Source organism: Actinomadura sp. 9N407 (assembly GCF_044326315.1).
Classification (GTDB): Bacteria; Actinomycetota; Actinomycetes; order Streptosporangiales; family Streptosporangiaceae; genus Spirillospora.
In genome coordinates this window covers 106,302-126,603 of the sequence record NZ_JBIRAW010000009.1, presented here as the reverse complement: position 1 = coordinate 126,603, position 20,302 = coordinate 106,302, and the positions used below count along the sequence as shown (strand labels likewise).

At 73.9% G+C, this 20,302-nt stretch carries 20 protein-coding genes and 1 riboswitch; of the genes, 14 read left to right on the top strand and 6 right to left on the bottom strand.

The annotated features are described in order from the left end of the window. Nucleotides 1-110 precede the first annotated feature (110 nt). The 9 genes from ACH34Q_RS16540 (at nt 111) to ACH34Q_RS16500 (ending at nt 7,526) form a co-directional block, all read left to right on the top strand. Entirely contained in the window at nt 111-821 is a 711-nt protein-coding gene (locus ACH34Q_RS16540) for a response regulator transcription factor (RefSeq protein ID WP_395983829.1), read from the top strand. Continuing rightward, nucleotides 821-2,329, top strand: a complete 1,509-nt coding sequence (locus ACH34Q_RS16535) for a sensor histidine kinase (protein WP_395983828.1) — start codon at nt 821-823, stop codon at nt 2,327-2,329. Before ACH34Q_RS16540 ends, ACH34Q_RS16535 begins: the two co-directional genes overlap by 1 nt. Nucleotides 2,330-2,368: 39 nt before the next feature. After that, complete coding sequence (locus tag ACH34Q_RS16530; protein ID WP_395983827.1) at nt 2,369-3,259, top strand: DUF881 domain-containing protein; 891 nt, start codon at nt 2,369-2,371, stop codon at nt 3,257-3,259. Beyond that, entirely contained in the window at nt 3,256-3,588 is a 333-nt protein-coding gene (locus ACH34Q_RS16525; protein ID WP_395983826.1) for a small basic family protein, read from the top strand. Before ACH34Q_RS16530 ends, ACH34Q_RS16525 begins: the two co-directional genes overlap by 4 nt. Before the next feature lie 13 nt (nt 3,589-3,601). Further along, the gene (locus ACH34Q_RS16520; protein WP_395983825.1) at nt 3,602-4,318 is read left to right on the top strand and encodes a DUF881 domain-containing protein; all 717 of its coding nucleotides are present in this window, start codon (nt 3,602-3,604) and stop codon (nt 4,316-4,318) included. A 327-nt stretch (nt 4,319-4,645) separates the two neighbouring features. After that, nucleotides 4,646-5,182: an FHA domain-containing protein gene (locus tag ACH34Q_RS16515; protein ID WP_395983824.1), complete on the top strand. Its 537-nt coding sequence runs from the start codon at nt 4,646-4,648 to the stop codon at nt 5,180-5,182. Nucleotides 5,183-5,277: 95 nt separating this feature from the next. Then, nucleotides 5,278-6,024, top strand: a complete 747-nt coding sequence (locus ACH34Q_RS16510; RefSeq protein ID WP_395983823.1) for a MerR family transcriptional regulator — start codon at nt 5,278-5,280, stop codon at nt 6,022-6,024. A gap of 150 nt (nt 6,025-6,174) precedes the next feature. Further along, the gene (locus ACH34Q_RS16505; protein ID WP_395983822.1) at nt 6,175-6,645 is read left to right on the top strand and encodes a bifunctional nuclease family protein; all 471 of its coding nucleotides are present in this window, start codon (nt 6,175-6,177) and stop codon (nt 6,643-6,645) included. Nucleotides 6,646-6,917: 272 nt separating this feature from the next. Next, a complete protein-coding gene (locus ACH34Q_RS16500; protein WP_395983821.1) occupies nt 6,918-7,526 on the top strand; it encodes a MerR family transcriptional regulator in 609 nt (202 codons plus the stop codon). Between the two features lie 21 nt (nt 7,527-7,547). Here the strand turns inward: ACH34Q_RS16500 and ACH34Q_RS16495 are convergent, their stop codons facing one another. Further along, nucleotides 7,548-10,040 carry a flippase-like domain-containing protein gene (locus tag ACH34Q_RS16495; RefSeq protein WP_395983820.1) on the bottom strand — a complete coding sequence of 831 codons (2,493 nt, stop codon included), beginning with the start codon at nt 10,038-10,040 and terminating at the stop codon, nt 7,548-7,550. Nucleotides 10,041-10,322: 282 nt separating this feature from the next. After that, nucleotides 10,323-10,417: riboswitch (glycine riboswitch) on the top strand. 210 nt (nt 10,418-10,627) lie between these two features. On the opposite strand from ACH34Q_RS16495, the gene gcvP reads away from it, so the two are divergent. Continuing rightward, nucleotides 10,628-13,507 carry an aminomethyl-transferring glycine dehydrogenase gene (gene gcvP, locus ACH34Q_RS16490; protein WP_395983819.1) on the top strand — a complete coding sequence of 960 codons (2,880 nt, stop codon included), beginning with the start codon at nt 10,628-10,630 and terminating at the stop codon, nt 13,505-13,507. A gap of 143 nt (nt 13,508-13,650) precedes the next feature. After that, entirely contained in the window at nt 13,651-14,823 is a 1,173-nt protein-coding gene (locus tag ACH34Q_RS16485; protein WP_395983818.1) for a tetratricopeptide repeat protein, read from the top strand. Between the two features lie 19 nt (nt 14,824-14,842). Here ACH34Q_RS16485 and ACH34Q_RS16480 read toward each other — a convergent pair whose 3' ends face one another. Next, nucleotides 14,843-15,268: a PPOX class F420-dependent oxidoreductase gene (locus ACH34Q_RS16480; protein ID WP_395983817.1), complete on the bottom strand. Its 426-nt coding sequence runs from the start codon at nt 15,266-15,268 to the stop codon at nt 14,843-14,845. A gap of 74 nt (nt 15,269-15,342) precedes the next feature. On the opposite strand from ACH34Q_RS16480, the gene ACH34Q_RS16475 reads away from it, so the two are divergent. Then, on the top strand, nt 15,343-15,948 hold the full coding sequence (locus ACH34Q_RS16475; RefSeq protein WP_395983816.1) for an alpha/beta family hydrolase: 606 nt from the start codon (nt 15,343-15,345) through the stop codon (nt 15,946-15,948). 62 nt (nt 15,949-16,010) lie between these two features. Here ACH34Q_RS16475 and ACH34Q_RS16470 read toward each other — a convergent pair whose 3' ends face one another. After that, entirely contained in the window at nt 16,011-16,214 is a 204-nt protein-coding gene (locus tag ACH34Q_RS16470) for a DUF5999 family protein (protein WP_395983815.1), read from the bottom strand. A gap of 268 nt (nt 16,215-16,482) precedes the next feature. Next, nucleotides 16,483-17,076, bottom strand: coding sequence for a TetR/AcrR family transcriptional regulator (locus tag ACH34Q_RS16465; RefSeq protein ID WP_395983814.1), 594 nt, complete (start codon nt 17,074-17,076; stop codon nt 16,483-16,485). A 103-nt stretch (nt 17,077-17,179) separates the two neighbouring features. On the opposite strand from ACH34Q_RS16465, the gene ACH34Q_RS16460 reads away from it, so the two are divergent. Together ACH34Q_RS16460 and ACH34Q_RS16455 are read left to right on the top strand one after the other, a co-directional pair. Beyond that, complete coding sequence (locus ACH34Q_RS16460) at nt 17,180-17,611, top strand: plectin (protein ID WP_395983813.1); 432 nt, start codon at nt 17,180-17,182, stop codon at nt 17,609-17,611. A gap of 170 nt (nt 17,612-17,781) precedes the next feature. Further along, nucleotides 17,782-18,486, top strand: coding sequence for a maleylpyruvate isomerase N-terminal domain-containing protein (locus tag ACH34Q_RS16455; RefSeq protein WP_395983812.1), 705 nt, complete (start codon nt 17,782-17,784; stop codon nt 18,484-18,486). Here the strand turns inward: ACH34Q_RS16455 and ACH34Q_RS16450 are convergent. Together ACH34Q_RS16450 and ACH34Q_RS16445 are read right to left on the bottom strand one after the other, a co-directional pair. After that, nucleotides 18,447-19,829: a nitrate/nitrite transporter gene (locus ACH34Q_RS16450; RefSeq protein WP_395983811.1), complete on the bottom strand. Its 1,383-nt coding sequence runs from the start codon at nt 19,827-19,829 to the stop codon at nt 18,447-18,449. The genes ACH34Q_RS16455 and ACH34Q_RS16450 overlap by 40 nt on opposite strands. A gap of 158 nt (nt 19,830-19,987) precedes the next feature. Continuing rightward, nucleotides 19,988-20,230 carry a hypothetical protein gene (locus tag ACH34Q_RS16445; protein ID WP_395983810.1) on the bottom strand — a complete coding sequence of 81 codons (243 nt, stop codon included), beginning with the start codon at nt 20,228-20,230 and terminating at the stop codon, nt 19,988-19,990. Nucleotides 20,231-20,302: the final 72 nt, after the last annotated feature.

Below are 20,302 nucleotides of genomic sequence, written 5' to 3'. Positions count from 1 at the left end.
TGTGAGCGGTCTGTGAGAGCCCTGTGAACCGCCCGTTCACAGCGATCTCACAGGGTTTCCCCAGCGATCCCCTAGGGCGCGCACAGCGCCGGCGGGCGAGACTGTGCGGTGTGCCCCCTCCCGATGAAGCCGGCCCCGCGCGGATCCTCGTCGTCGACGACGAGCCCTACCTGGCCGACCTGGTGGCGACCGCGCTGCGGTACGAGGGGTTCGAGACGGCCGTGGCCGGCTCGGGCGCCGAGACCCTCACCGAGGCCGCCCGGTTCGCCCCGCACCTGATCGTGCTGGACGTGATGCTGCCCGACGGCTCCGGCCTGGACGCCTGCGCCCGGCTGCGGCGCGGCGGGAACCAGGCCCCGGTGGTCTTCCTCACCGCCCGCGACACCACCGAGGACAAGATCAAGGGGCTCACGGTGGGCGGCGACGACTACGTGACCAAGCCGTTCAGCCTGGAGGAGCTGATCGCGCGGATCCGCGCGGTGCTGCGCCGGGCCCGTCCCGCCGCGCCGGAACGTGCCGTGCTGGCCTTCGCCGACCTGGAGATCGACGAGGACACCTACGAGGTGCGCCGGGGCGGCCGGCTCGCCGAGCTCACGCCGACCGAGTTCAAGCTGCTGCGCTACCTGGTCCTGAACGCGGGCCGGGTGCTGTCCAAACGGCAGATCCTCGACCACGTCTGGGAGTACGACTTCGGCGGCGCCGACAACGTCGTGCAGACCTATGTGAGCTACCTGCGGCGCAAGATCGACGACCGCGGGCCGCGGCTGATCCACACCGTGCCCCGGGTGGGCTACATCCTCCGGCTCCCCCGGGAGGACTGATGGCCGCGTCCCGGATGTCGCTGCGCACCCGGCTGGTGCTGACCGTGGTCGGGCTGCTGGCCCTGGCCCTGTCCATCGCCGGCGGCGCCACCTTCGCCGCGCTCTTCGAATGGGAGGCCGACTCCGGCGACCGCCTGCTCAGCTCGGTCGGCCGGGAGGCCGCGACCCTGACCCGCGAACGCGGGGCGGGCCGTCCCGGCGCGACGGCCCTGCGCCTGCCGCCGCCGGACTCGGACCTGTCCCGGCTCTGGCACGCGGGGAGCCTGCACGGCGGATTCCCCTCGTTCCTGCAGATCCGCGACTCCGGCGGGCGGGTCGTGCAGACCGTCGCGTTCGCCGAGACCCCGGCCCTGCCGGCGGATCTGCGGCCCGGGCGGATCACCCCGGACAACCCCGACGGCGAGCGGTTCACCAGGATCGAGGCCAAGGTCCGGCCGGGGGACGGCAGCGAGGGACCGTTCGGGCGCGGCGTGCCCGACTGGCGGATCCGCACCGCCTGGCTGCCCGACGGCGGCGGCACGCTCGTCATGGCCATGCGCACGACCGAGCAGGACGAGCTGCTCGGCAGGACCCTGGGGAGCCAGGTCACCGTCAGCGTCGCCGTCCTGGCCGCCGTCGGGCTGCTGGCCCGGCACGCGGTACGGCGCGCGACCCGCCCGCTGGAGGAGATCGCCGCGGCCGCCGGGGCGATCGGGGACGGCGACCTGGCCCGGCGCGTCCCCGAGCAGGGCCCGCGCTCGGAGGTGGGCCGGCTCGGCGCCGCCCTGAACACGATGCTCGGCCAGATCGAGTCGGCGTTCCGCGAGCGCGCGGAGAGCGAGGAACGGCTCCGCCGCTTCGTCGCCGACGCCTCGCACGAGCTGCGCACCCCGCTGGCCACCGTCCGCGGCTACGCCGAGCTGTTCCGGCGCGGCGCCGCCGACCGGCCCGCCGACCTGGCCAAGGCGATGAGCCGGATCGAGTCCGAGGCCGAGCGGATGGGACGGCTGGTCGACGAGATGCTGCTGCTGGCCCGGCTCGACCAGGGCCGCCCGCTGGAGCGCGAACCCGTCGACCTCGCCGACCTGGCCGCCTCCGCCGTCGCCGACGCCCGCGCCGTCGAACCCACCTGGCCGCTCACCCTGGAGCCCGGCGGGCCGGTGATCGTACGCGGCGACGCCGGGCGCCTCCGCCAGGTCCTCGGCAACCTGCTGGCCAACGCCCGGCTGCACACCCCGCCGGGCACGGCCGCGACCGTCCGGGTGGCCGAGGAGGACGGCGCGGTGGTGCTGGAGGTGGCCGACGAGGGGCCCGGCCTCGCGGGCGATGAGCGGGACCGGGTGTTCGAGCGGTTCTACCGCGCCGACCCCGCCCGTACCCGCGACCAGGGCGGGGCCGGGCTCGGCCTGTCGATCGTGGCGGCCGTGGCCGAGGCCCACGGCGGCCGCGCCGAGGTCCGTTCCGGACCCGGCGAAGGGGCCCGCTTCCGTGTCACCTTCCCTCCGTTCACCGATGGCGACACGCCCTGACCTGCGCCTCGATTTGGCGGACCTTGCCATGATGGGGCCGTGACGCAGCGACGCGAGGGGCGCGAGGGACCTGAGTGGCGGCGTCCGGACGCCTCCATGTCGCTGCTGTCGGACCTGTTCGCGGGCAAGGTGCTCGACCCCGGCTACGCCGAGGCCGCCGCGCGCCGCGAGGCCGCCGGGAAGGACCGCGCCGCGCGGCACGGGCCCCTGGCCAGGAGCGGCGTGCCGCTCGTGCTGATCCTGGTGGGCCTGCTGATCGTGGTCGCGGGAGCCGAGGTACGGCGGGGCGAGCCGGCGGCGGCCGAGCAGCGCTCCCGGCTGGTCGCCGAGATCCGCGCGCGCACCGCCCGTACCGACGAGCTGCAGCGCCGCCTGGACACGCTCCGGGAGGACACCCAGCGGCGGCGGGCGTCCGCGCTGGCCCGCAGCGCCGCCGGCCGGCGCGCGCGGCACGGCCTGGCCGCGGCGGCCGCCTCGGCGGCGGCCACCGACGTCGCCGGCCCCGCCCTCATCCTGACCCTGGACGACGCGCCGCGCCCGGGGGCCGGCGACCGCGGGCCGGCCGAGGACCGGGTCTATGATCAGGACCTCCAGGTCCTGGTGAACGGGCTCTGGGCGGCCGGCGCGACCGCCATCGGCATCAACGGGCAGCGGCTGACCCCGACCACGGCGATCCGTACCGCCGGAGAGGCGATCCTGGTGGACTACCGGCCGCTGGGCACGCCCTATGAAGTAACCGCGATAACCGCGTCGGGCCGCAGTCGGGCGCGGCTGCGGGAGGCCTTCGAGGGCTCGGCCGCCGACCGCAGGGCACTGCTGCTGCGCGAGCGCTACGGGATCAGGTACGACGTGCGCGCCGGCGACCGCGCCCGGCTGCCCGGCGCGGGAACGCTCGGGCCGCGGTACGCGCGAGAGGGGGACCGGCCGTGATCGCGCTGCTCGGCCTGCTGGTCGGGATCGCGCTCGGCCTGGTGTTCGAGCCCGACGTGCCGCTGTGGCTCCAGCCGTACCTGCCGATCGCGATCGTGGCCGCGCTGGACGCGATGGCCGGCGGGGTCCGGGCCCGGCTCGAGGGCGTCTTCGACGAGAAGGTCTTCGTCGTGTCGTTCCTGAGCAACGCCGTCATCGCCGCGCTGATCGTCTTCCTGGGCGACCAGCTCGGGGTGGGATCCCAGCTGTCCACCGGCGTCGTGGTCGTGCTGGGCATCCGGATCTTCTCCAACGCCGCCGCCATCCGCCGCAAGCTGTTCGGCGCGTGAGCGGGCGGGACGCATGAGCGAGCCGGAGGAGAAGAAGGAGGCGCCGCCCGGGGGCAGGCAGGGGCTGGTGGACCTGCTGCGGCCCCGCCTCACCCGCGCGCAGTTCGCCGGCGGACTGTTGTGCCTGCTGCTCGGCTTCGCGGTGGTGGCGCAGGTCGAGGCCAACAAGCGCGACACCACGTTCGCCTCGGCCCGCCAGGACGAGCTGGTCGGCATCCTGTCGGACCTGTCCCAGCGCTCCGAACGGCTCCGCGGCGACCTGCGCGAGCTGGAGGACACCAAGGCGGAGCTGGAACGCGACGGGCAGGGCGAGACGGCCCTGCGGGACGCCCGCGAACGCGCCACCGCGTACGGGCTGCTGGCGGGCACCCTCCCGGCCGAGGGGCCCGGCATCGAGCTGCTGATCGACGACCCGGCGGGGAAGGTACGGGCCGTGCACCTGCTCGACGCCCTCCAGGAGCTGCGGGACGCGGGCGCCGAGGTCGTCCAGATCAACGACGTCCGGGCCGGGGCCGGGACCTACTTCGTCGACATCGCCGGCGGCGGCGTCGAGGTGGACGGCCGGTCGCTGCGTGCCCCGTACCGCTTCCTGGTGATCGGGGACGCGCACACCATGACCACCGCCCTCGACATCCCCGGTGGTGTGATCAAGGTCCTGGAGAACGCCGGGGCGCGGGCCGCCGTCACCGCGCGGCCGAAGGTGGAGATCCGGGTGACCCGGCCCGGCTGACCGGGTTCGGCGATCATGCCACCGCAGGTCGGGGCCGGGCCGCCCGCCCGGGACCGCGGCCGGGGATCGGGTACGGTCCGCGCGGCGCCGTAGACCTGCGATCATTGACAGAGGTAGCTTGAGGGGCAGCCGGCTCACCGTTCCGGTTGACCCCTCGGGCCCTACCCGCGTAGGTTGCGGCGACCGTCGTGTTGGCAGGCGGTGAGTAGGACCGTGGTCGGGGGACGGGTCCCCGGCGTGGGTTGGTACAGGATGCGCGTGGCGCAGGCGGTCTCCGGAGAGCGGGGAGCGCGGCGGCACGCCGATGCTAGGAGGCCGAGCCGATCGATGCCGAGCGTCTACTGCACGCAGTGCGGTCACGCCAACCCGGATGATGCCCGCTTCTGCTCGAACTGCGGCACTCCGCTGACGCGGAACGCCCCCGCTCCTACGCCGTACAAGGAGTCCCCCGGCGAGTCGACCTCCACCATCTCCATCGGCGGCTTCGAGGCGCTGGAGACCGACCAGGGCGGCGAGGAGCCGGTCGGCGCCGACCAGGTCGCCGTCGAGGCGCTGCCCCCGGGCACCGCCCTGCTGGTGGTCAAGCGCGGGCCCAACGCCGGCAGCCGCTTCCTGCTCGACCGCGACCGCACCTCGGCCGGCCGGCACCCCGAGAGCCACATCTTCCTCGATGACGTGACGGTCTCCCGGCACCACGCCGAGTTCTCCCGCGAGGGCGGCTCGTTCCTGGTCCGCGACGTGGGCAGCCTCAACGGCACCTACGTCAACCGGCAGCGGATCGACCAGGCCGGCCTGTCCGGCGGGGACGAGGTGCAGATCGGCAAGTTCCGGCTGGTCTTCCTGACCAATCCGCAGCACGGCTGACGGTTCCGGCCGGAGGACACGGGCGTGCGGCGGGCGGCGAGGGACACGGTCAAGGACACGGAGGGCGGTACGGGGACGCGACGAGGGGAGGGGCCATGAGCGCACAGGCCGCACGGGCCCCGATGACCATCGGGGACGTGCTGGGGCTGCTGCGCCCCGACTTCCCCGACATCACGATCTCCAAGATCCGCTTCCTGGAGGCGGAGGGGCTGATCGAGCCGCAGCGCAGCCCCTCCGGCTACCGCAAGTTCTGCGACGCCGACGTCGAGCGGCTGCGTTTCGTGCTGACCTCCCAGCGCGACCAGTACCTGCCGCTGCGCGTGATCAGGCAGCAACTGGAGGCGCGCGACCGCGGCGAGTCCGTCCCCGCCCCGCGCGGGGAGCCGCAGCCGCGGCGTCCCCGCACGCTGGTGGCGGCCGGCGGCACCGTACCCGACGGCATCGGGCCCGACGGCATCGGCGGCGAAGCGGCCGCGGTACGGCTCACCCGGACCCAGTTGATCGACGGCGCCGGGATCGACGAGGAGATGCTGGCCCGGCTGGAGGAGTACGGCCTGGTCCGCCGCATCGGCGGGCACTACGGGGCCGAGGCCCTCACGGTGGCGCGCACCGCCGCCGCGCTGGGCGCGTTCGGGTTCGAGGTCCGGCATCTGCGGTCCCTCAAGGCCGCCGCCGACCGCCAGGTCGGGCTGATCGACCAGGTGGTCGCGCCGCAGTTGCGCCGGCGCGACCCCGGCGCGCACGAGCAGGCCGCCGAGACCGCGCGGGAGATCGCGGCGCTGGCGATCAGGCTGCACACCGCCCTGGTCTCCACGGGCCTGCGGGAGAGTCTGGGCCCGTGATCGCCCCGCCGCCGCGGACGCCGACGCCGACATTGCCGTCCGACCGGCTCGACGCGCCGTCCGATGCTGGGTGTAGTTTGGCTAGAAGGTTCGGTCAGGGATCGATCCGGGCACGGTGACCGAGACAGCGAGGACCAGCAGGGAGCCGCAGTGAAGCAGATGGAGGTCGTCGGCGTCCGGGTCGAGATGCCCTCCAATCAGCCGATCGTCCTGTTGAAGGAGGTCGACGGCGACCGCTACCTCCCGATCTGGATCGGGGCGGTCGAGGCGACCGCGATCGCCTTCGCCCAGCAGGGCGTGCTGCCGGCCCGCCCGCTCACCCACGACCTGTTCCGCGACGTGCTCGAGGGCCTCGGGGTGCAGTTGCGCACCGTCAACATCACCGCCCTGCGCGACGGGATCTTTTTCGCCGACCTGGTGTTCTCCAACGGGGTGGAGGTGAGCGCCCGGCCGTCGGACTCGATCGCGCTGGCGCTGCGCACCGGCGCCACCATCTTCGCCGGCGAGGACGTGCTGGAGGAGGCCGGGGTCGCGATCCCCGACGAGCAGGAGGACGAGGTCGAGAAGTTCCGCGAGTTCCTCGACACGATCTCGCCGGACGACTTCGGCCGCGCCGGCTGAGCCGCGCCCGTCCCCTCTCCCACCGCCGTCCCGCCTTTCCCGCGCCCCCCACCAGGGGCTGTTTCGGCGGGTGACGACGGGGGAGGAGTCCAAGTGGGAGGCCGGTGCGCAGTTTGCCCACGTGAAGCCGGTTCATCCGGGCATGCGACGCGCCGACGGTGAACGTTGACCCCACCCTGACCGGCACCTACCGTGCTGGTGGAACACCCGTGGTGTAATTCGTCGAACCCCCTTGACGAAGCCCCGCGGGCTGATAGAAGCCGGAGGTCCGCGTGGCGGTGAGCAGCGGCGAGGGCAAGGCGACCCCCGAGAGGCAGGTGGCGTCTCGGCGTGCCGGAGAGCAGGGCCTGCTCTTCGACACCGAGGTCTCCGCACCGCCCGAGAACGTCGGCTACCGCGGCCCCACGGCCTGCACCGCCGCCGGTATCACCTACCGGCAGCTGGACTACTGGGCGCGCACCGCACTGGTGGAGCCCAGCGTCCGCGCCGCGCACGGCTCGGGCAGCCAGCGCCTCTACAGCTTCCGCGACATCCTCGTCCTCAAGGTCGTCAAGCGCCTACTCGACACCGGCGTCTCCCTCCAGCAGATCCGTACCGCGGTCGCCCACCTGCGCGACCGCGGTGTGCGGGACCTCGCGCAGATCACCCTCATGAGCGACGGCGTGAGCGTCTACGAGTGCACCTCGGCCGACGAGGTCGTGGATCTGCTGCAGGGCGGCCAGGGTGTCTTCGGCATCGCGCTGGGCCGTGTCTGGCAGGAGGTGGAGGGGAGCCTTGCCGAGCTCCCCTCTGAACGCGCGGCCACCGACGATGATGACGACGACGGCGACCACCCGCACGACGAGCTCGCGCACCGCCGCAAGGCCCGCAAGACCGGCTGACCCCCACGACCGGACGGCCCGCTAGATCGCTTCCTTGCGCTGCAGGTAGGCGAACGCGGCCCAGCCCGGCAGGACGGGCAGCCACAGGGTCAGCAGCCGGTAGAGCAGCACCGAGGAGGTCGCGGCCTCGGCGGTCAGCCCGGAGATCGTCAGCGCCACCGTGAGGGCCGTCTCCACGGCGCCCAGCCCGCCGGGGGTGGGGGCGGCCGAGCCCACCGCGTTGGCGGTGAGGAAGACCACCACGACCGTGGTCCACGGCAGCGACCCGCCGAACGCCCGGATCGAGGCGTCCAGGCAGACCACGAACCCGACCGTGAGCAGCAGTGTGCCGCCCAGCCCGGTGAGGATCTTGCGGGGCGACTGCAGCACGTCCACCAGCCGCGGGACGACACCGGAGAACATGCTCTTGAGCCGCCCGGCCACGATCCGCCGCACCCGCGGGATGGTCAGCGCGACGGCGGTCAGCACCGCCAGCGCCAGCAGCACGATCACCACGGTGCGCGACGGCGCCAGGTCCCGGGTGGCGTTGTCGGCCGACCCGGTGACGAAGCCGAAGACGATCAGCAGCAGGATGTGCGTCACCATGCCCATCAGCTGGGACGCCCCGACGCTGGCCACCGCCGGGCCGGGCCGTACGCCCGAGCGCTGCAGGTAGCGGGTGTTGAGCGCGACGCCGCTGACGGCCGCGGGCGCCACGAGCTTGACGAACGACGCGGCCACCTGGACCAGCACGGTGCGGCCCAGCGGGAGCCGTTCGGGGACGAAGCCCATCAGCATGAAGGCGGCGGCGAGGTAGGTGACGGCGGCCGCGGCGAGCGCGAGCCCCACCCACCACCACTCGGCGCCGGCCACCAGCTGGACCGGATCGACGCTGCTCAGCTGGGGGATGACGATGTAGGCGGCGATCGACAGCGCCACGATGCTGAAGATCGTGCGGGGCCGGAACCGCTCCAGCCGGATCGGCGGCGCCTCGCTCTCCGGCTTGAGCCGGACGATCTGCTCGCGGATGCGGGTGAGCAGGTCGCGGTGGTGGCGCAGCGCCGCCCGGGTGCCGCGGGACAGCGCCACCCGCTGCAGCAGCGGCACCGCGGCGGCCAGCGCCTGCTCGCCGAGGACGTCGACGGCGGTACGGACCGAGCGCTCGGGGCCCACCCGCAGCGCCAGCGTGGTCAGCAGCTGGGCCAGGTCCAGCCGGAGCGCCAGGTCGCCGGCCGCGATCTCGCCCGAGCGCAGCTCGGTGAGGTAGGGCAGGCCCTCGTCGGAGATCCGGATCGCGCCGCCCTCCAGCCGGCGGTGCGCCAGCCGGCCCGACTGCAGCCGCTTGAGCTGGTCCCAGATGGCGGTCAGCAGCCGGTCGGTGAGCTCGTCGTCGGGCAGGGCGTCCAGCGTCGTCCCGGGGACGTTCTCGTAGGCCATCAGGGCGGCCTCGGTGCCCACCTCGGACGTCCCGACCAGCCGGGGGGTCCGGGCGCCCGCCGCGTCGACGGCGTAGGCCATCAGCGACTCCTGCTCCAGCGAGCGGCGCAGCGAGCGGACCGGCCGGCGGGGCGCCGCCTCGCGCAGCCGGACCAGCCGCCACATCCGGTAGAGCACGCCCGCGGTCTGCAGGTCGCGGTCCAGGACCCCGACCTCCAGCTGCCACTCGCCGCGCGGCAGCGCCACGCCCGAGGCGTCGGTGGGGACGGCGCCGGGGGCGCGGGCGATCTCGACGCCGTACCGGCGGACCTCGTCGGCCTCCCCGGCCAGCCGCCGGGCGCGGACGGGGCGCAGGCCGAGCCGTTCCAGGGCCGCCATCACGGCGGTGCCCGGCGGCCGGGGATTGGGCGTGCCGACCGCGTACAGCGTCCCGTGGCCGATCGCCCGGCCCAGGAAGTAGGTGGCGGCCAGCGCGGACACCGAGGCGTAGCCGGCGGTGAGGCCGGTCAGCGCGGCCAGCCCGATCATCGTCCAGGTGGCGCTCTGCCAGCGGGTCCGGCCCGCCAGCCCGACCGCGCTGACGAAGGCGATCACCGGCGCGATGTCGGTGTGCACCGGGGCGGTCTCGGTGCCGCCCCAGATCAGCGAGTCCAGCACGCCGCCAGGGGCGGAGGCGATCACCAGGTCGTCCAGCAGGATGGTGATCACGAACGCGATCACCGCGGCCAGCAGGGCGATCGCGACCCGCGTCCCGTCCTTGCGGAACACCCGCTCCACCGCGAACGCCACCGGGATCGCCAGCACCCCGAAGCTGGAGACCAGCGTGGCCAGCGTCAGCAGGAAGCTGGGCGCGTGCGCGGTGGTCGAGGCGATGTCGGTCTGCAGGCCGTGGGTGGTCTGCTGGGCGAACAGGACGAGCAGCATCACGGCCGCCAGCCCCGCCAGCGAGGCCGCGAACCGGATCGCGTCGGAGGGCCGCCGGATCCGGTCCGGCCACGGCGGCTCGTCGACGGGCACCCCGTCCGGTACGGCCGGACCCGGCCGTACCGTCTCATCGTGGATCTGCGTCACGCCCTTGCCACCGTCCGGACCGGTCACCGCGATCAGCGTCCCAGAACCGGCGGCACGCCGTCGAGCACGGCGCCCCTCCGGTCCGCCGGCACGTTGCCCGCTCGTCCATTCAAGGAGATGTGTACCCTTCCGGCCCCCGTCGGCCCCCAAATGCCCGCAGACTTCCCGTGAGCTGTGGGTATCGTACTGGCGCGGCACGTCCTGGCGATCAGGGGTCGCGGGCGCGGCGGCGGGCCCCGGCGGGGGCACGGCGGCCCCGCGGCGATCGTTTCCGCGGCGGATTGGATAGAGTTCCTGAAGGAACGCCGTCGACCCTGGGCGGGAGAGATCCCGCGCAACCAGTCCGGGACGCCGAAGGGGCAACCTCCCCGGAACCTCTCAGGCAAAAGGACCGCTCGGGCGAGGCACCTCTGGAAAGCAGGCACCGTCCCCCTTTCGCGGGTACGGGCCTCACCGAAGGGGAAATCCCGTACCGCGGGCGAATCTCTCAGGTGCCGATGACAGAGGGGGAGACCGGCCGTCGGCCGCGGTATCCGTCCGGGGGCGACCCCGCGGACGACCGCAGTGCCGCCGGTGGCCCTGAGCGACCGCAGCAGCCCAGGAGGCTTCCCCAGATGACCGCCCAGTACTTCGCCCCAGTGGCGTCGCCGCAACATCCCCGGTCCACGTTCGCCGACCGGCACATCGGGCCGTCGCCCGACGACCAGGCCCGGATGCTGGCGGCGATCGGCTATTCGGGGGCCGAGGCGCTGCTCGACGACGCCGTGCCGGCCGCGATCCGCACCGGCCGGCCGCTGGCGCTGCCGCCCGCGCTGAGCGAGACCGCCGCGCTGGACCGGCTGCGCGAGCTGGCCGCCGCCAACACCGTGCTGCCCACGATGATCGGCCTCGGCTACCACGGCACGATCACCCCCGGCGTGATCCTGCGCAACGTGCTGGAGAACCCGGGCTGGTACACCGCGTACACGCCGTACCAGCCGGAGATCTCGCAGGGACGGCTCGAGGCGCTGCTCAACTTCCAGACCGTGGTGAGCGATCTCACCGGGCTGCCGGTCGCCAACGCCTCGATGCTGGACGAGGGCACCGCCGCCGCCGAGGCGATGACGCTCGCCCACCGCGCCTCCAAGCGCAAGGACCCCGGCACGTTCCTGGTGGACGCCGACGCGCTGCCGCAGACGATCGAGGTGATCAGGACCCGCGCGGTGCCGCTGGGCATCGAGGTCGTGACCGCCGACCTGGACGGCGACCTGCCCGAGGGCGACTTCTTCGGCGTGCTGATGCAGTACCCCGGCGCCTCCGGAGCGGTCCGCGACCTGGAGCCGGTCAGCGCGCAGGCGCACGAGCGCGGCGCCCAGGTCGTCGTCGCGGCCGACCTGCTGGCCCTGACCCTGCTGCGGCCGCCCGGGGAGTCCGGCGCCGACATCGTGGTGGGTTCGGCGCAGCGGTTCGGCGTCCCGTACGGCTTCGGCGGCCCGCACGCCGGCTACCTGGCCGTCCGCGAGGGCCTCCAGCGGCAGCTGCCGGGCCGCCTGGTCGGCGTCTCGGTCGACGTCGACGGCGCGCCGGCGTACCGGCTGGCGCTGCAGACCCGCGAGCAGCACATCCGCCGCGAGAAGGCCACCAGCAACATCTGCACGGCCCAGGTCCTGCTGGCCGTGATGGCCGCCATGTACGCGGTGTACCACGGCCCCGAGGGGCTGGCCGCGATCGCCCAGCGGGTGCACCGCCGGGCCGCCGAGGTCGCCGCCGGGCTGCGCGACGGCGGGATCGAGGTCGTGCACGCGTCGTTCTTCGACACGGTGCTCGCCCGGGTGCCGGGCCGCGCCGCCGAGATCGTCGGGGCCGCCCGCGAGCGCGGCGTCAACCTGCGGCCGGTGGACGCCGACCACGTCGGCATCGCCTGCGACGAGACCACGCTGCCCGAGCACGTCGCCGCCGTCCTGGCGGCCTTCGGGGCCGGCGGCGCCGAGAGCGGCGAGCTTCCCGAGGGATTCCCGGCCGCGCTGCGCCGCGAGAGCCCGTACCTGACCCACCCGGTCTTCCACGCGCACCGCAGCGAGACCGCCATGCTCCGCTACCTGCGCCGCCTGCAGGACAAGGACATCGCCCTGGACCGGTCGATGATCCCGCTGGGCTCCTGCACGATGAAGCTGAACGCCACCAGCGAGATGGAGCCCATCACCTGGCCGGAGTTCGCGAACATCCACCCGTTCGCCCCGCTCGAGCAGGCCCGCGGCTACCTGGAGCTGATCGGGGAGCTGGAGGACCGGCTCGCCGAGATCACCGGCTACGACCGGGTGTCCCTGCAGCCCAACGCCGGCTCGCAGGGGGAGCTGGCCGGGCTGCTGGCGATCCGCGGCTACCACCGCGCGCGGGGCGAGGGGCACCGCAACATCTGCCTGATCCCGTCGTCGGCGCACGGCACCAACGCGGCCAGCGCGGTGATGGCGGGGATGAAGGTCGTCGTGGTCACGTGCGACGAGGGCGGCAACATCGACGTCGACGACCTGCACGCCAAGATCGCGCAGCACGGTGCGGCGCTGTCGGCGATCATGGTGACGTACCCGTCCACGCACGGCGTGTTCGAGGAGTCGATCAGCGACGTCTGCGCCGCCGTGCACGAGGCGGGCGGCCAGGTGTACGTCGACGGCGCCAACCTGAACGCGCTGGTCGGACTGGCCCGGCCGGGAGAGTTCGGCTCCGACGTCTCCCACCTCAACCTGCACAAGACGTTCTGCATCCCGCACGGCGGCGGCGGTCCCGGCGTGGGCCCGATCGGCGTGCGCGAGCACCTGGCGCCGTTCCTGCCCAACCACCCGCTGCGCGGCGAGGCCGGACCCGCGGACAGCGGTGTGGGACCGATCTCGGCGGCACCGTGGGGGTCGGCGGGCATCCTGCCGATCTCGTGGGCGTACATCGCGATGATGGGGCCCGACGGGCTGCGCGCCGCCACCGAGAGCGCGATCATCGGTGCCAACTACCTGGCCGCGCGGCTGGACCCGTACTACCCGATCCTGTACACGGGACGGAACGGGCGGGTCGCGCACGAGTGCATCGCCGATCTCCGCAGGATCACCAAGGAGACCGGGATCACCGCCGAGGACGTGGCCAAGCGGCTGATCGACTACGGCTTCCACGCGCCGACGCTGTCGTTCCCGGTGGCCGGCACGCTGATGATCGAGCCGACCGAGAGCGAGGACCTGGCCGAGCTGGACCGGTTCTGCGACGCGATGATCGAGATCCGGCGGGAGATCGAGCGGGTCGCCGACGGCTCCTACGACCGCGACGACAACCCGCTCAAGCACGCGCCGCACACGGCCGCCAGCCTGATCGGCGAGGACTGGAAGCACCCGTACACGCGCGAGCAGGCCGGCTACCCGCTGCCCGCGCTGCGGGAGGGCAAGTACTGGCCGCCGGTGCGCCGGATCGACCAGGCCCACGGCGACCGCAACCTGGTCTGCTCCTGCCCGCCGCCCGAGGCGTACGAGGACTGAGCCGTACGGGGGACCGGGCCGTCCGGTCCGGGGCGGGCATGGGGACGATGATCATGCCCGCCCCTTTTCCGGGTGTCGTCCCGGGACGCGCGGGCCCGCCGTCGGTAGGCTCGGGTGACCGACCCGACCCCCAGAGGCGGAGCATGAGCGACACCCCGGACCAGGCCGGTTCAGCGGCCGACCCGTCCCTGCTGTGCGAGCGGGCCAGGCGGCTGGCCGAGGAGGGCGATCCCGGCCGCGCCGCCGCCCTCTTCCAGGAGGTGCTCGCCCTCGGCGACACCCCCCACCGGGCCCAGGCGGCCCTCGGGCTGGCCGTCGTCCTCGACGACGGCGGCGACGTGGCGGCGGCCCGTGAGGCCGACCGGGCGGCGATCGCCACCGGTGACCCCGAGTACGGCGCGCGCGCCGCGTACCACCTGGCCCTCACCCACGAGCGCGCGGGCGAGCACGACGAGGCGGGCCCGGCGTGGCGGGTCGTGGTCGACTTCGCCAACCCGGCCTACCTGCCGCCGGCGTTGCTGGCCCTGGCGCGGCTCGCCGACGACGGCGGCGACTTCGAGACCGCGCGCGGCCACTGGGAGGACACGGTCGCGACCGGTGACGCCGAGTACGGCCCGGTCGCGGCGCACGACCTCGCCCAGCGGCTGCTGGAGCGCGGCGAGCCCGCCCGCGCGCTGCGGATCCTGACCGCGGGCATCAAGCTCATCGACCGCGAGAGCGCGCCCTACGCCTACGCGCGGCTGGCCGTCGCGCTGGGCATCGCCTATCTCGACCAGGCCATCGGGGCGTTCGGCGCGGCGCTGGACGACTCGGGCACGGCCTCCGACGGCGACGTCGGCCCGCTGGCCACCGAGCTGCTGGCGCGCACGCTGCCGCTGCGCGGCCGGGCCGCGGAGGCGCGCGAGGTTTGGCGGCGCGGACTGGCCGACCCCGGCGTCGCCGGCCAGGTCCGGGCCCGGCTGCGGCGCGACTTCGCCGCCGAGGACGACGACGGCGACCCCGCCGACCTGTGGTGGGAGCCGGTGGTGGAGCAGTCGGTGTCGGACGGCACGCTGCCGGCGCTGGCGGGCGAGGCGTTCGGGGCCCTGGACCACATGTACGCGCTGCTGGCGGTGCGGTACGCCGACGGCCCGGCCGCGTCGCGGGCCGAGGAGGCGCACGAGGTCATGGGGGAGGCGGTCCGGGTCCCCAGCGACTACGCCTGGGGCCCGCTGCTGCACGAGAGCTTCGCCGAGCGGCTGCGGCTGGCGATGGGCGCCCCGGCCTCCGCGCTCCCGCCCGGCTGGCCCGACGCGGAGCCGGTCGCCGAGGCGTGACCGGCTCCGGGGCCGGTGGTCAGCCGGCCAGGTCCCGTTCGGAGATCACCTTGGTGATCCGGACCCGGACCAGGTACTCGCCCGGCACGCCGTTGCGGGCGCCGAACTCCTCGCCCCGGTCGGCGCCCATGTAGCGGGCGCCGATCGCCGCGGCCCACCGGCGCAGCTCGCCGAGGTCCTCGGAGATGGACGCCTCGCCCTGGATCATGACGTAGGAGAACGGCGGGGCCTGGTCGTCCACGCAGATCGCCACCCGCGGTTCGCGCCGCAGGACGCGGCCCTTCAGCCCCGACTCGGCCGTGTTGAAGACCAGGTCGTCGCCGTCCAGCACGAACCAGATCGGGGTCACGTGCGGGCTGCCGTCCTTGCGGGTCACGCCGATCTTGCCGGTCCTGGTGCCCTCGGACACGAAGGCGCGCCATTCACCGTCGGTCATCGTCCTCATCCCCCCAGTCTGCCGTACGCGATCATCCGGGGCCGGGCGGCGGGGCCGGTACCAGGGCGGATACCGTGAGCCGGATGGAGATCGTGACGGCGCAGGGTCCGGCGGAGGTGACGCTGGACGAGACCGTGAACCCGGCGTTCCTGCTGGTCCTCACGCACGGCTCGAACGGCGGCGTGGACGCGCCCGATCTGCTGGCGGTACGGGCGGTCGCGCTCGGGCTCGGCGGCGCGGTCGCGCGGGTGCTGCAGCCGTTCCGGGCGGCGGGACGGCGGGCGCCCGGCCCGGCGGCCCGGCAGGACGAGGCCTGGCTGGAAGTGGTCACGGTGCTGCGGGGCCGGTACGGCGGCCTGCCGCTGGTGCAGGGCGGGCGGAGCAACGGGGCCCGGGTGGCCTGCCGTACGGCGCGGGCGGCCGGGGCGGTGGGCGTGGTGGCGCTGGCCTTTCCGCTGCGCCCGCCGCGGAAGCCGGAGCGGTCGCGGGGCGCGGAGCTGCGCGAGGCCGGGGTGGAGGTCCTGGTGGTGAACGGGGAGAAGGACCCGTTCGGAATCCCGGAGCCGGGAGACGCCGCCGAGGTCACGGTCCTGCCGGGGGAGCGGCACGAGCTGTCGCGCGATCCCGTGGCGGCCGGTGCGGCGGTGGAGCCGTGGTTGCGCCGCTGGGCGGCGCCGGGGGACGGCTAGCCCTGTGGGCGATCACCTGGTGGGACTAGTCCGGGACTAGCCCCCTCGCTGGTCATGTGCGGTCAGGCGGCGGACGGCTCGGGCAGGTCCGTCGGCCGGTGCGGTGCGATGATCCCCCCGTCGGGCAGCAGCTCGCCGGTGTCGTCGAACAGCACGACTCCGTTGCACAGCAGGCTCCACCCCTGCTCGGGGTGCGTGGCGAGCGTGCGCGCGGCCTCGCGGTTGGGGCCGTCGGCCGAGGGGCAGGGCGGTTGGTGCGGGCACATCGGCGTGCCTCCGGTCTCGACTCAAGCGTTGGTCACGGTCGTAGTTTCTGACGCACACCAGTGTGGAACGGTTCGTCCCGGGGCTGCCATAGCCCGTTGGGACGGTTGTCCGCTGGTACCGAAGTACCGCCCGGCTGTGATCCGTCTCACCCTAGAGTGCCAGGCATAGCGTGCCCGGCGCTCGATATCCGGCGAAGGACGACACGCCGAACGATCAAGAAAGTTTCCCCCGAATCCCGGTGATGGCCGATCCGTGCCGGCCGGTCGGTCACGGGTGGAGGCCGGCCAGGACCAGGTCGAGGCCGGCCAGGAACCGCGCGTCCCAGTCCACCGGCCCGTCCGGTTCGGCGATCGCCTGCGCGCCGGTGCCCTCGCCGCCGGCGCCGCGTACCTCCAGGGCGGCGTGGCCGATGACGTACGCGAGCAGCGTGTGCGCGGCGACGGCGGCCGTGGCCTCGGGGATCCGGCCCAGCCGCAGGATCTCGCGCAGCGAGGCCGTGGTGGTGGCCAGCGCGGCCGGATTGCGCCGGGTGACCAGCAGCGGCAGGACGCCGGCGTGGCCGAGCAGCCGCTGCCGGTACGAGCGGGCCCAGCCGCGCAGGGCGTCCCGCCAGCCGGCGGCGGTGGCCGGGCCGGCCGGGGCGGCGGCCACGTGCGCGATCAGGCCGTCCAGGAGCTGTTCCTTGCCGCGGGGGAGGTGGTGGTAGATCGCCATCGCCTCGACCTCGAGCGCGTCGCCGAGCCGGCGCATGGTGAGCCGGCTCAGGCCCTGGCCGTCGACGATCTGGAGGGCGGCCTCGATGATGCGCTCGGTGGACAGGGGCGTGCGGTCTTTGGCGTTGATCGCCGGTTGCCGGACCATGCCCGAACCTTACTACGTAAAGACCGCGAGCCGGGTGTCCGCCGCCACAACACGCCGAGGCCGAGCGTACGCTGGCAGCGATCGGATTGGAACGCCCGGGATCATGAGGAGCACCGCTATGCCGCTGGGCCGCCGGAAGAGCAACGACGTCGCGGAACCGATGGAGGCCGACCAGGCCCTCGCCGGGACCTACCGCGACCGGCTGGCGGAGGCCACCGAGGCCGAGGGGGCGCTGCGCGCCGCCCAGGGGACGGACGCCTCCGACACCGGGCCGCGCGCCGAGGTGATCGCCTTCGACAAGGCGCTGACCGCCGCGCTGCTGGCCGCCGAGGCCGCCGAGCGGGTCGCCGCCGGGCGCAAGACGTACGCCGCGCCGGGCGCCGACGCCAAGACGGTGCGCGCCGCCGAGATCGCCTACCGCAAGGCCAAGGCGAAGCCGGCCATGCGGCCCTGGACCGCCGAGGTGGACCGGCTCCGTACCGCCCGCGAGGCGCACCGGCTGAGCTACCGCACCGTCCCCGCCGTGGCCGTCTGAGTAGGGCCGCGGGAGACCGGCCCGAGCCCGCCGCGGGCCGGTGACCGGTCTCCGCCTGGACGGGGTGACACGGCGTGACCGAGTGGCACCGGCCGCCGAACTCTGAGAATCTACCTGCTCGGGGAGCGCCGGGACGGACCGCACGGCGCCGGTGATCGGGGGGAGGACAAGTGGAGCGCACGCCGCCTGAACGGCACCGCGTCCTCGAGTCCTATCACGACGGGGTGCGGGCGATCCGCGCGCTGGCGGCCCGGGTCCCGGACTGGAACGTGCCGACGCCGTGCGCCGACTGGCAGGCGATCGACCTGGCCGGCCATCTGCGCTGCGTGGCCGAGAACTTCCTGGAGTACCTGCAGGACTCGCCCGACAGCCGGCTGGCCAAGCTGTTCGCCCGGGACGCGGCGACCGCGGTGCTGATCCGGCAGCAGGCCCGGCAGAACGCCGCCGAGCTGGCCGTGCTGCCGCCGGAGCCGGGCGCCGAGCGGATCATGGCGTTCACCGTGTCGGCGGGCGCGTACGCCGACCTGATGCCCGACATGTGGGACCGCACCCACCTGATCTACCGGGGCACCAAGTACACGGTCGGCGACCACGCGGGCGCCGCGTGCGTGGAGTGGCATCTGCACGCCTGGGATTTGGCACGTGCCATCGGAGCCGATTACCGGCCGCGCGATCCCGCCCTGCTGGTGTCGGCGTGGCACTGGGGCGTCCCGCACCTGCCGCTGGCCTCCGGTGACGACTGGGAGTCGGTGCTGCGGTCGTCGGGACGCGCGCCGTCCTGGCCGCAGGACGCCGGCACCGCGTCGGCCCGGCCGTCCGGCCGGGCCGTGCGGAGTCAGACGCCGGCCAGCTTCCTCGGGTGGGTGCGCAGGTAGACCACCCAGGTCAGCGCGAAGCACATCGCGTAGAAGGCGATGAAGGCGATGTACGCGCCGTCGCCCGTCCGGTAGGTCAGGAACGACTGGCGGAAGGCGACGTTGACCAGCACGCCGCCGAACGCCCCGATCGCGCCCGCGATGCCGATCAGGGCCCCGGCCAGCCGCCGGGCCTCGTGCTCGGCCTTGACCGGGTCGCCGCCGTTGGCGACGCCGAGTTCGGCGCGGGCGCGGAAGATGGCCGGGATCATCTTGTACGTGGAGCCGTTGCCGACCCCGCTGAAGACGAACAGCAGGACGAACCCGGTCAGGAACAGCGGCAGCGACTTCTGCAGGGACGCGGCGAGCACCAGCGACGCCGCGGCGGCCATCGCGACGAAGTTCCAGAACGTGACCTTCGCGCCGCCGATCCGGTCGGCCATCCAGCCGCCGACCGGGCGGATCAGCGAGCCGAGCAGCGGGCCGAGGAAGGTCAGGTACGCGGCCTTGATCGGGGTGTCGAAGTCGGCCTTGAACTGCACCTGGAGCACCTGGCCGAAGGCGAAGCCGAAGCCGATGAACGAGCCGAACGTGCCGATGTAGAGCACGGACATGATCCAGGTGTGCGGGTCGCGGCAGACGTCGCGCATCGCGCGCTTGTCGTTGCGGGCCTGGGCGAGGTTGTCCATGTAGAGGGCCGAGCCGAGGGCGGCCAGCACGATGAGCGGGATGTAGATCCCCGCCACCAGCCCCGGGCTGCCGTTGCCGGCGGTGGCCAGCACCGCCAGCCCGACCAGCTGGACCACCGCGACGCCGAGGTTGCCGCCGCCGGCGTTGAGGCCGAGCGCCCAGCCTTTGAGGCGCTGCGGGTAGAACGCGTTGATGTTGGCCATCGACGAGGCGAAGTTGCCGCCGCCGACGCCCGCGACGGCGGCCAGGATCAGCAGCGTGGAGTAGGAGACGCCCGGCTCGACCAGGAACGCGGCCAGGACCGAGGGCACCAGCAGCAGCGCCGCGCTGAAGACCGTCCAGTTGCGCCCGCCGAACCGGGCGACCGCGAACGTGTAGGGCAGCCGCAGCACCGAGCCGACGAGGGCCGGGACCGCGGTCAGCATGAACTTGCCCGCCGGGTCGATCCCGTACGCGGGCCCCAGGAACAGCACCAGCACCGACCACAGCGTCCACACCGAGAAGCCGATGTGCTCGGAGAAGATCGAGAAGATCAGGTTGCGGCGGGCGACCCGCGCGCCGCCCGCCTTCCAGAACTCCGGGTCCTCGGGCCGCCAGTCGTCGATCCAGTGGCCCTTGAGCCGGGTCAGCGGATGCCCGCGGCGTCTGTGCTCGACGTCGGTGGTGACGGTCATCGGGAACTCCTCGTGGTCGGTCTGCCGCCACGAAAGCTAGGAGTCCCTGATTTCGCCGGTGTGTGTCCGGTGATGCGGCGGTGATAATTCCACTGCACCGCGTCGCGTTCCGGCTGTGAGGCCGGTTCAGGAGGCCGGGCCGGGCCCGTTCCGGCCGGTCAGACCCGGTCGGCGACCAGTTCGGCCGCGCGCGGGTCCACCTCGCGGGCGCAGTGCGCGCAGCAGAAGAAGTGGCCGGCGACCTCGACGCCGTGGCCGACGATGCGGCACTGGCAGTGCTCGCACACCGGTGCCATCTTGGTGATCGCGCATTCGAACGAGTCGAAGGTGTGCACGGCCCCCTGCGCGTGCACCTCGAAGCTCATCTCGTAGTCGTTGCCGCAGACCTCGCAGGTCGCCATCGGACGGTCCCCCTTCGGACGAAGCTCATGGTCGAGCCCTTGCGAAGGCGCACCTACCCGTTCCGGCGCGAA

Excerpts from the sequence above, each read along its gene's own strand:
- ACH34Q_RS16520 (WP_395983825.1), top strand. The coding sequence starts at position 3,602 with ATGAGCGAGCCGGAGGAGAAGAAGGAGGCGCCGCCCGGGGGCAGGCAG.
- gcvP (WP_395983819.1), top strand. The coding sequence starts at position 10,628 with ATGACCGCCCAGTACTTCGCCCCAGTGGCGTCGCCGCAACATCCCCGG.
- ACH34Q_RS16535 (WP_395983828.1), top strand. The coding sequence starts at position 821 with ATGGCCGCGTCCCGGATGTCGCTGCGCACCCGGCTGGTGCTGACCGTG.
- ACH34Q_RS16515 (WP_395983824.1), top strand. The coding sequence starts at position 4,646 with ATGCCGAGCGTCTACTGCACGCAGTGCGGTCACGCCAACCCGGATGAT.
- ACH34Q_RS16445 (WP_395983810.1), bottom strand. The coding sequence starts at position 20,230 with ATGGCGACCTGCGAGGTCTGCGGCAACGACTACGAGATGAGCTTCGAG.
- ACH34Q_RS16470 (WP_395983815.1), bottom strand. The coding sequence starts at position 16,214 with ATGTGCCCGCACCAACCGCCCTGCCCCTCGGCCGACGGCCCCAACCGC.
- ACH34Q_RS16465 (WP_395983814.1), bottom strand. The coding sequence starts at position 17,076 with ATGGTCCGGCAACCGGCGATCAACGCCAAAGACCGCACGCCCCTGTCC.
- ACH34Q_RS16460 (WP_395983813.1), top strand. The coding sequence starts at position 17,180 with ATGAGGAGCACCGCTATGCCGCTGGGCCGCCGGAAGAGCAACGACGTC.
- ACH34Q_RS16485 (WP_395983818.1), top strand. The coding sequence starts at position 13,651 with ATGAGCGACACCCCGGACCAGGCCGGTTCAGCGGCCGACCCGTCCCTG.
- ACH34Q_RS16510 (WP_395983823.1), top strand. The coding sequence starts at position 5,278 with ATGAGCGCACAGGCCGCACGGGCCCCGATGACCATCGGGGACGTGCTG.
- ACH34Q_RS16480 (WP_395983817.1), bottom strand. The coding sequence starts at position 15,268 with ATGAGGACGATGACCGACGGTGAATGGCGCGCCTTCGTGTCCGAGGGC.
- ACH34Q_RS16450 (WP_395983811.1), bottom strand. The coding sequence starts at position 19,829 with ATGACCGTCACCACCGACGTCGAGCACAGACGCCGCGGGCATCCGCTG.
- ACH34Q_RS16475 (WP_395983816.1), top strand. The coding sequence starts at position 15,343 with ATGGAGATCGTGACGGCGCAGGGTCCGGCGGAGGTGACGCTGGACGAG.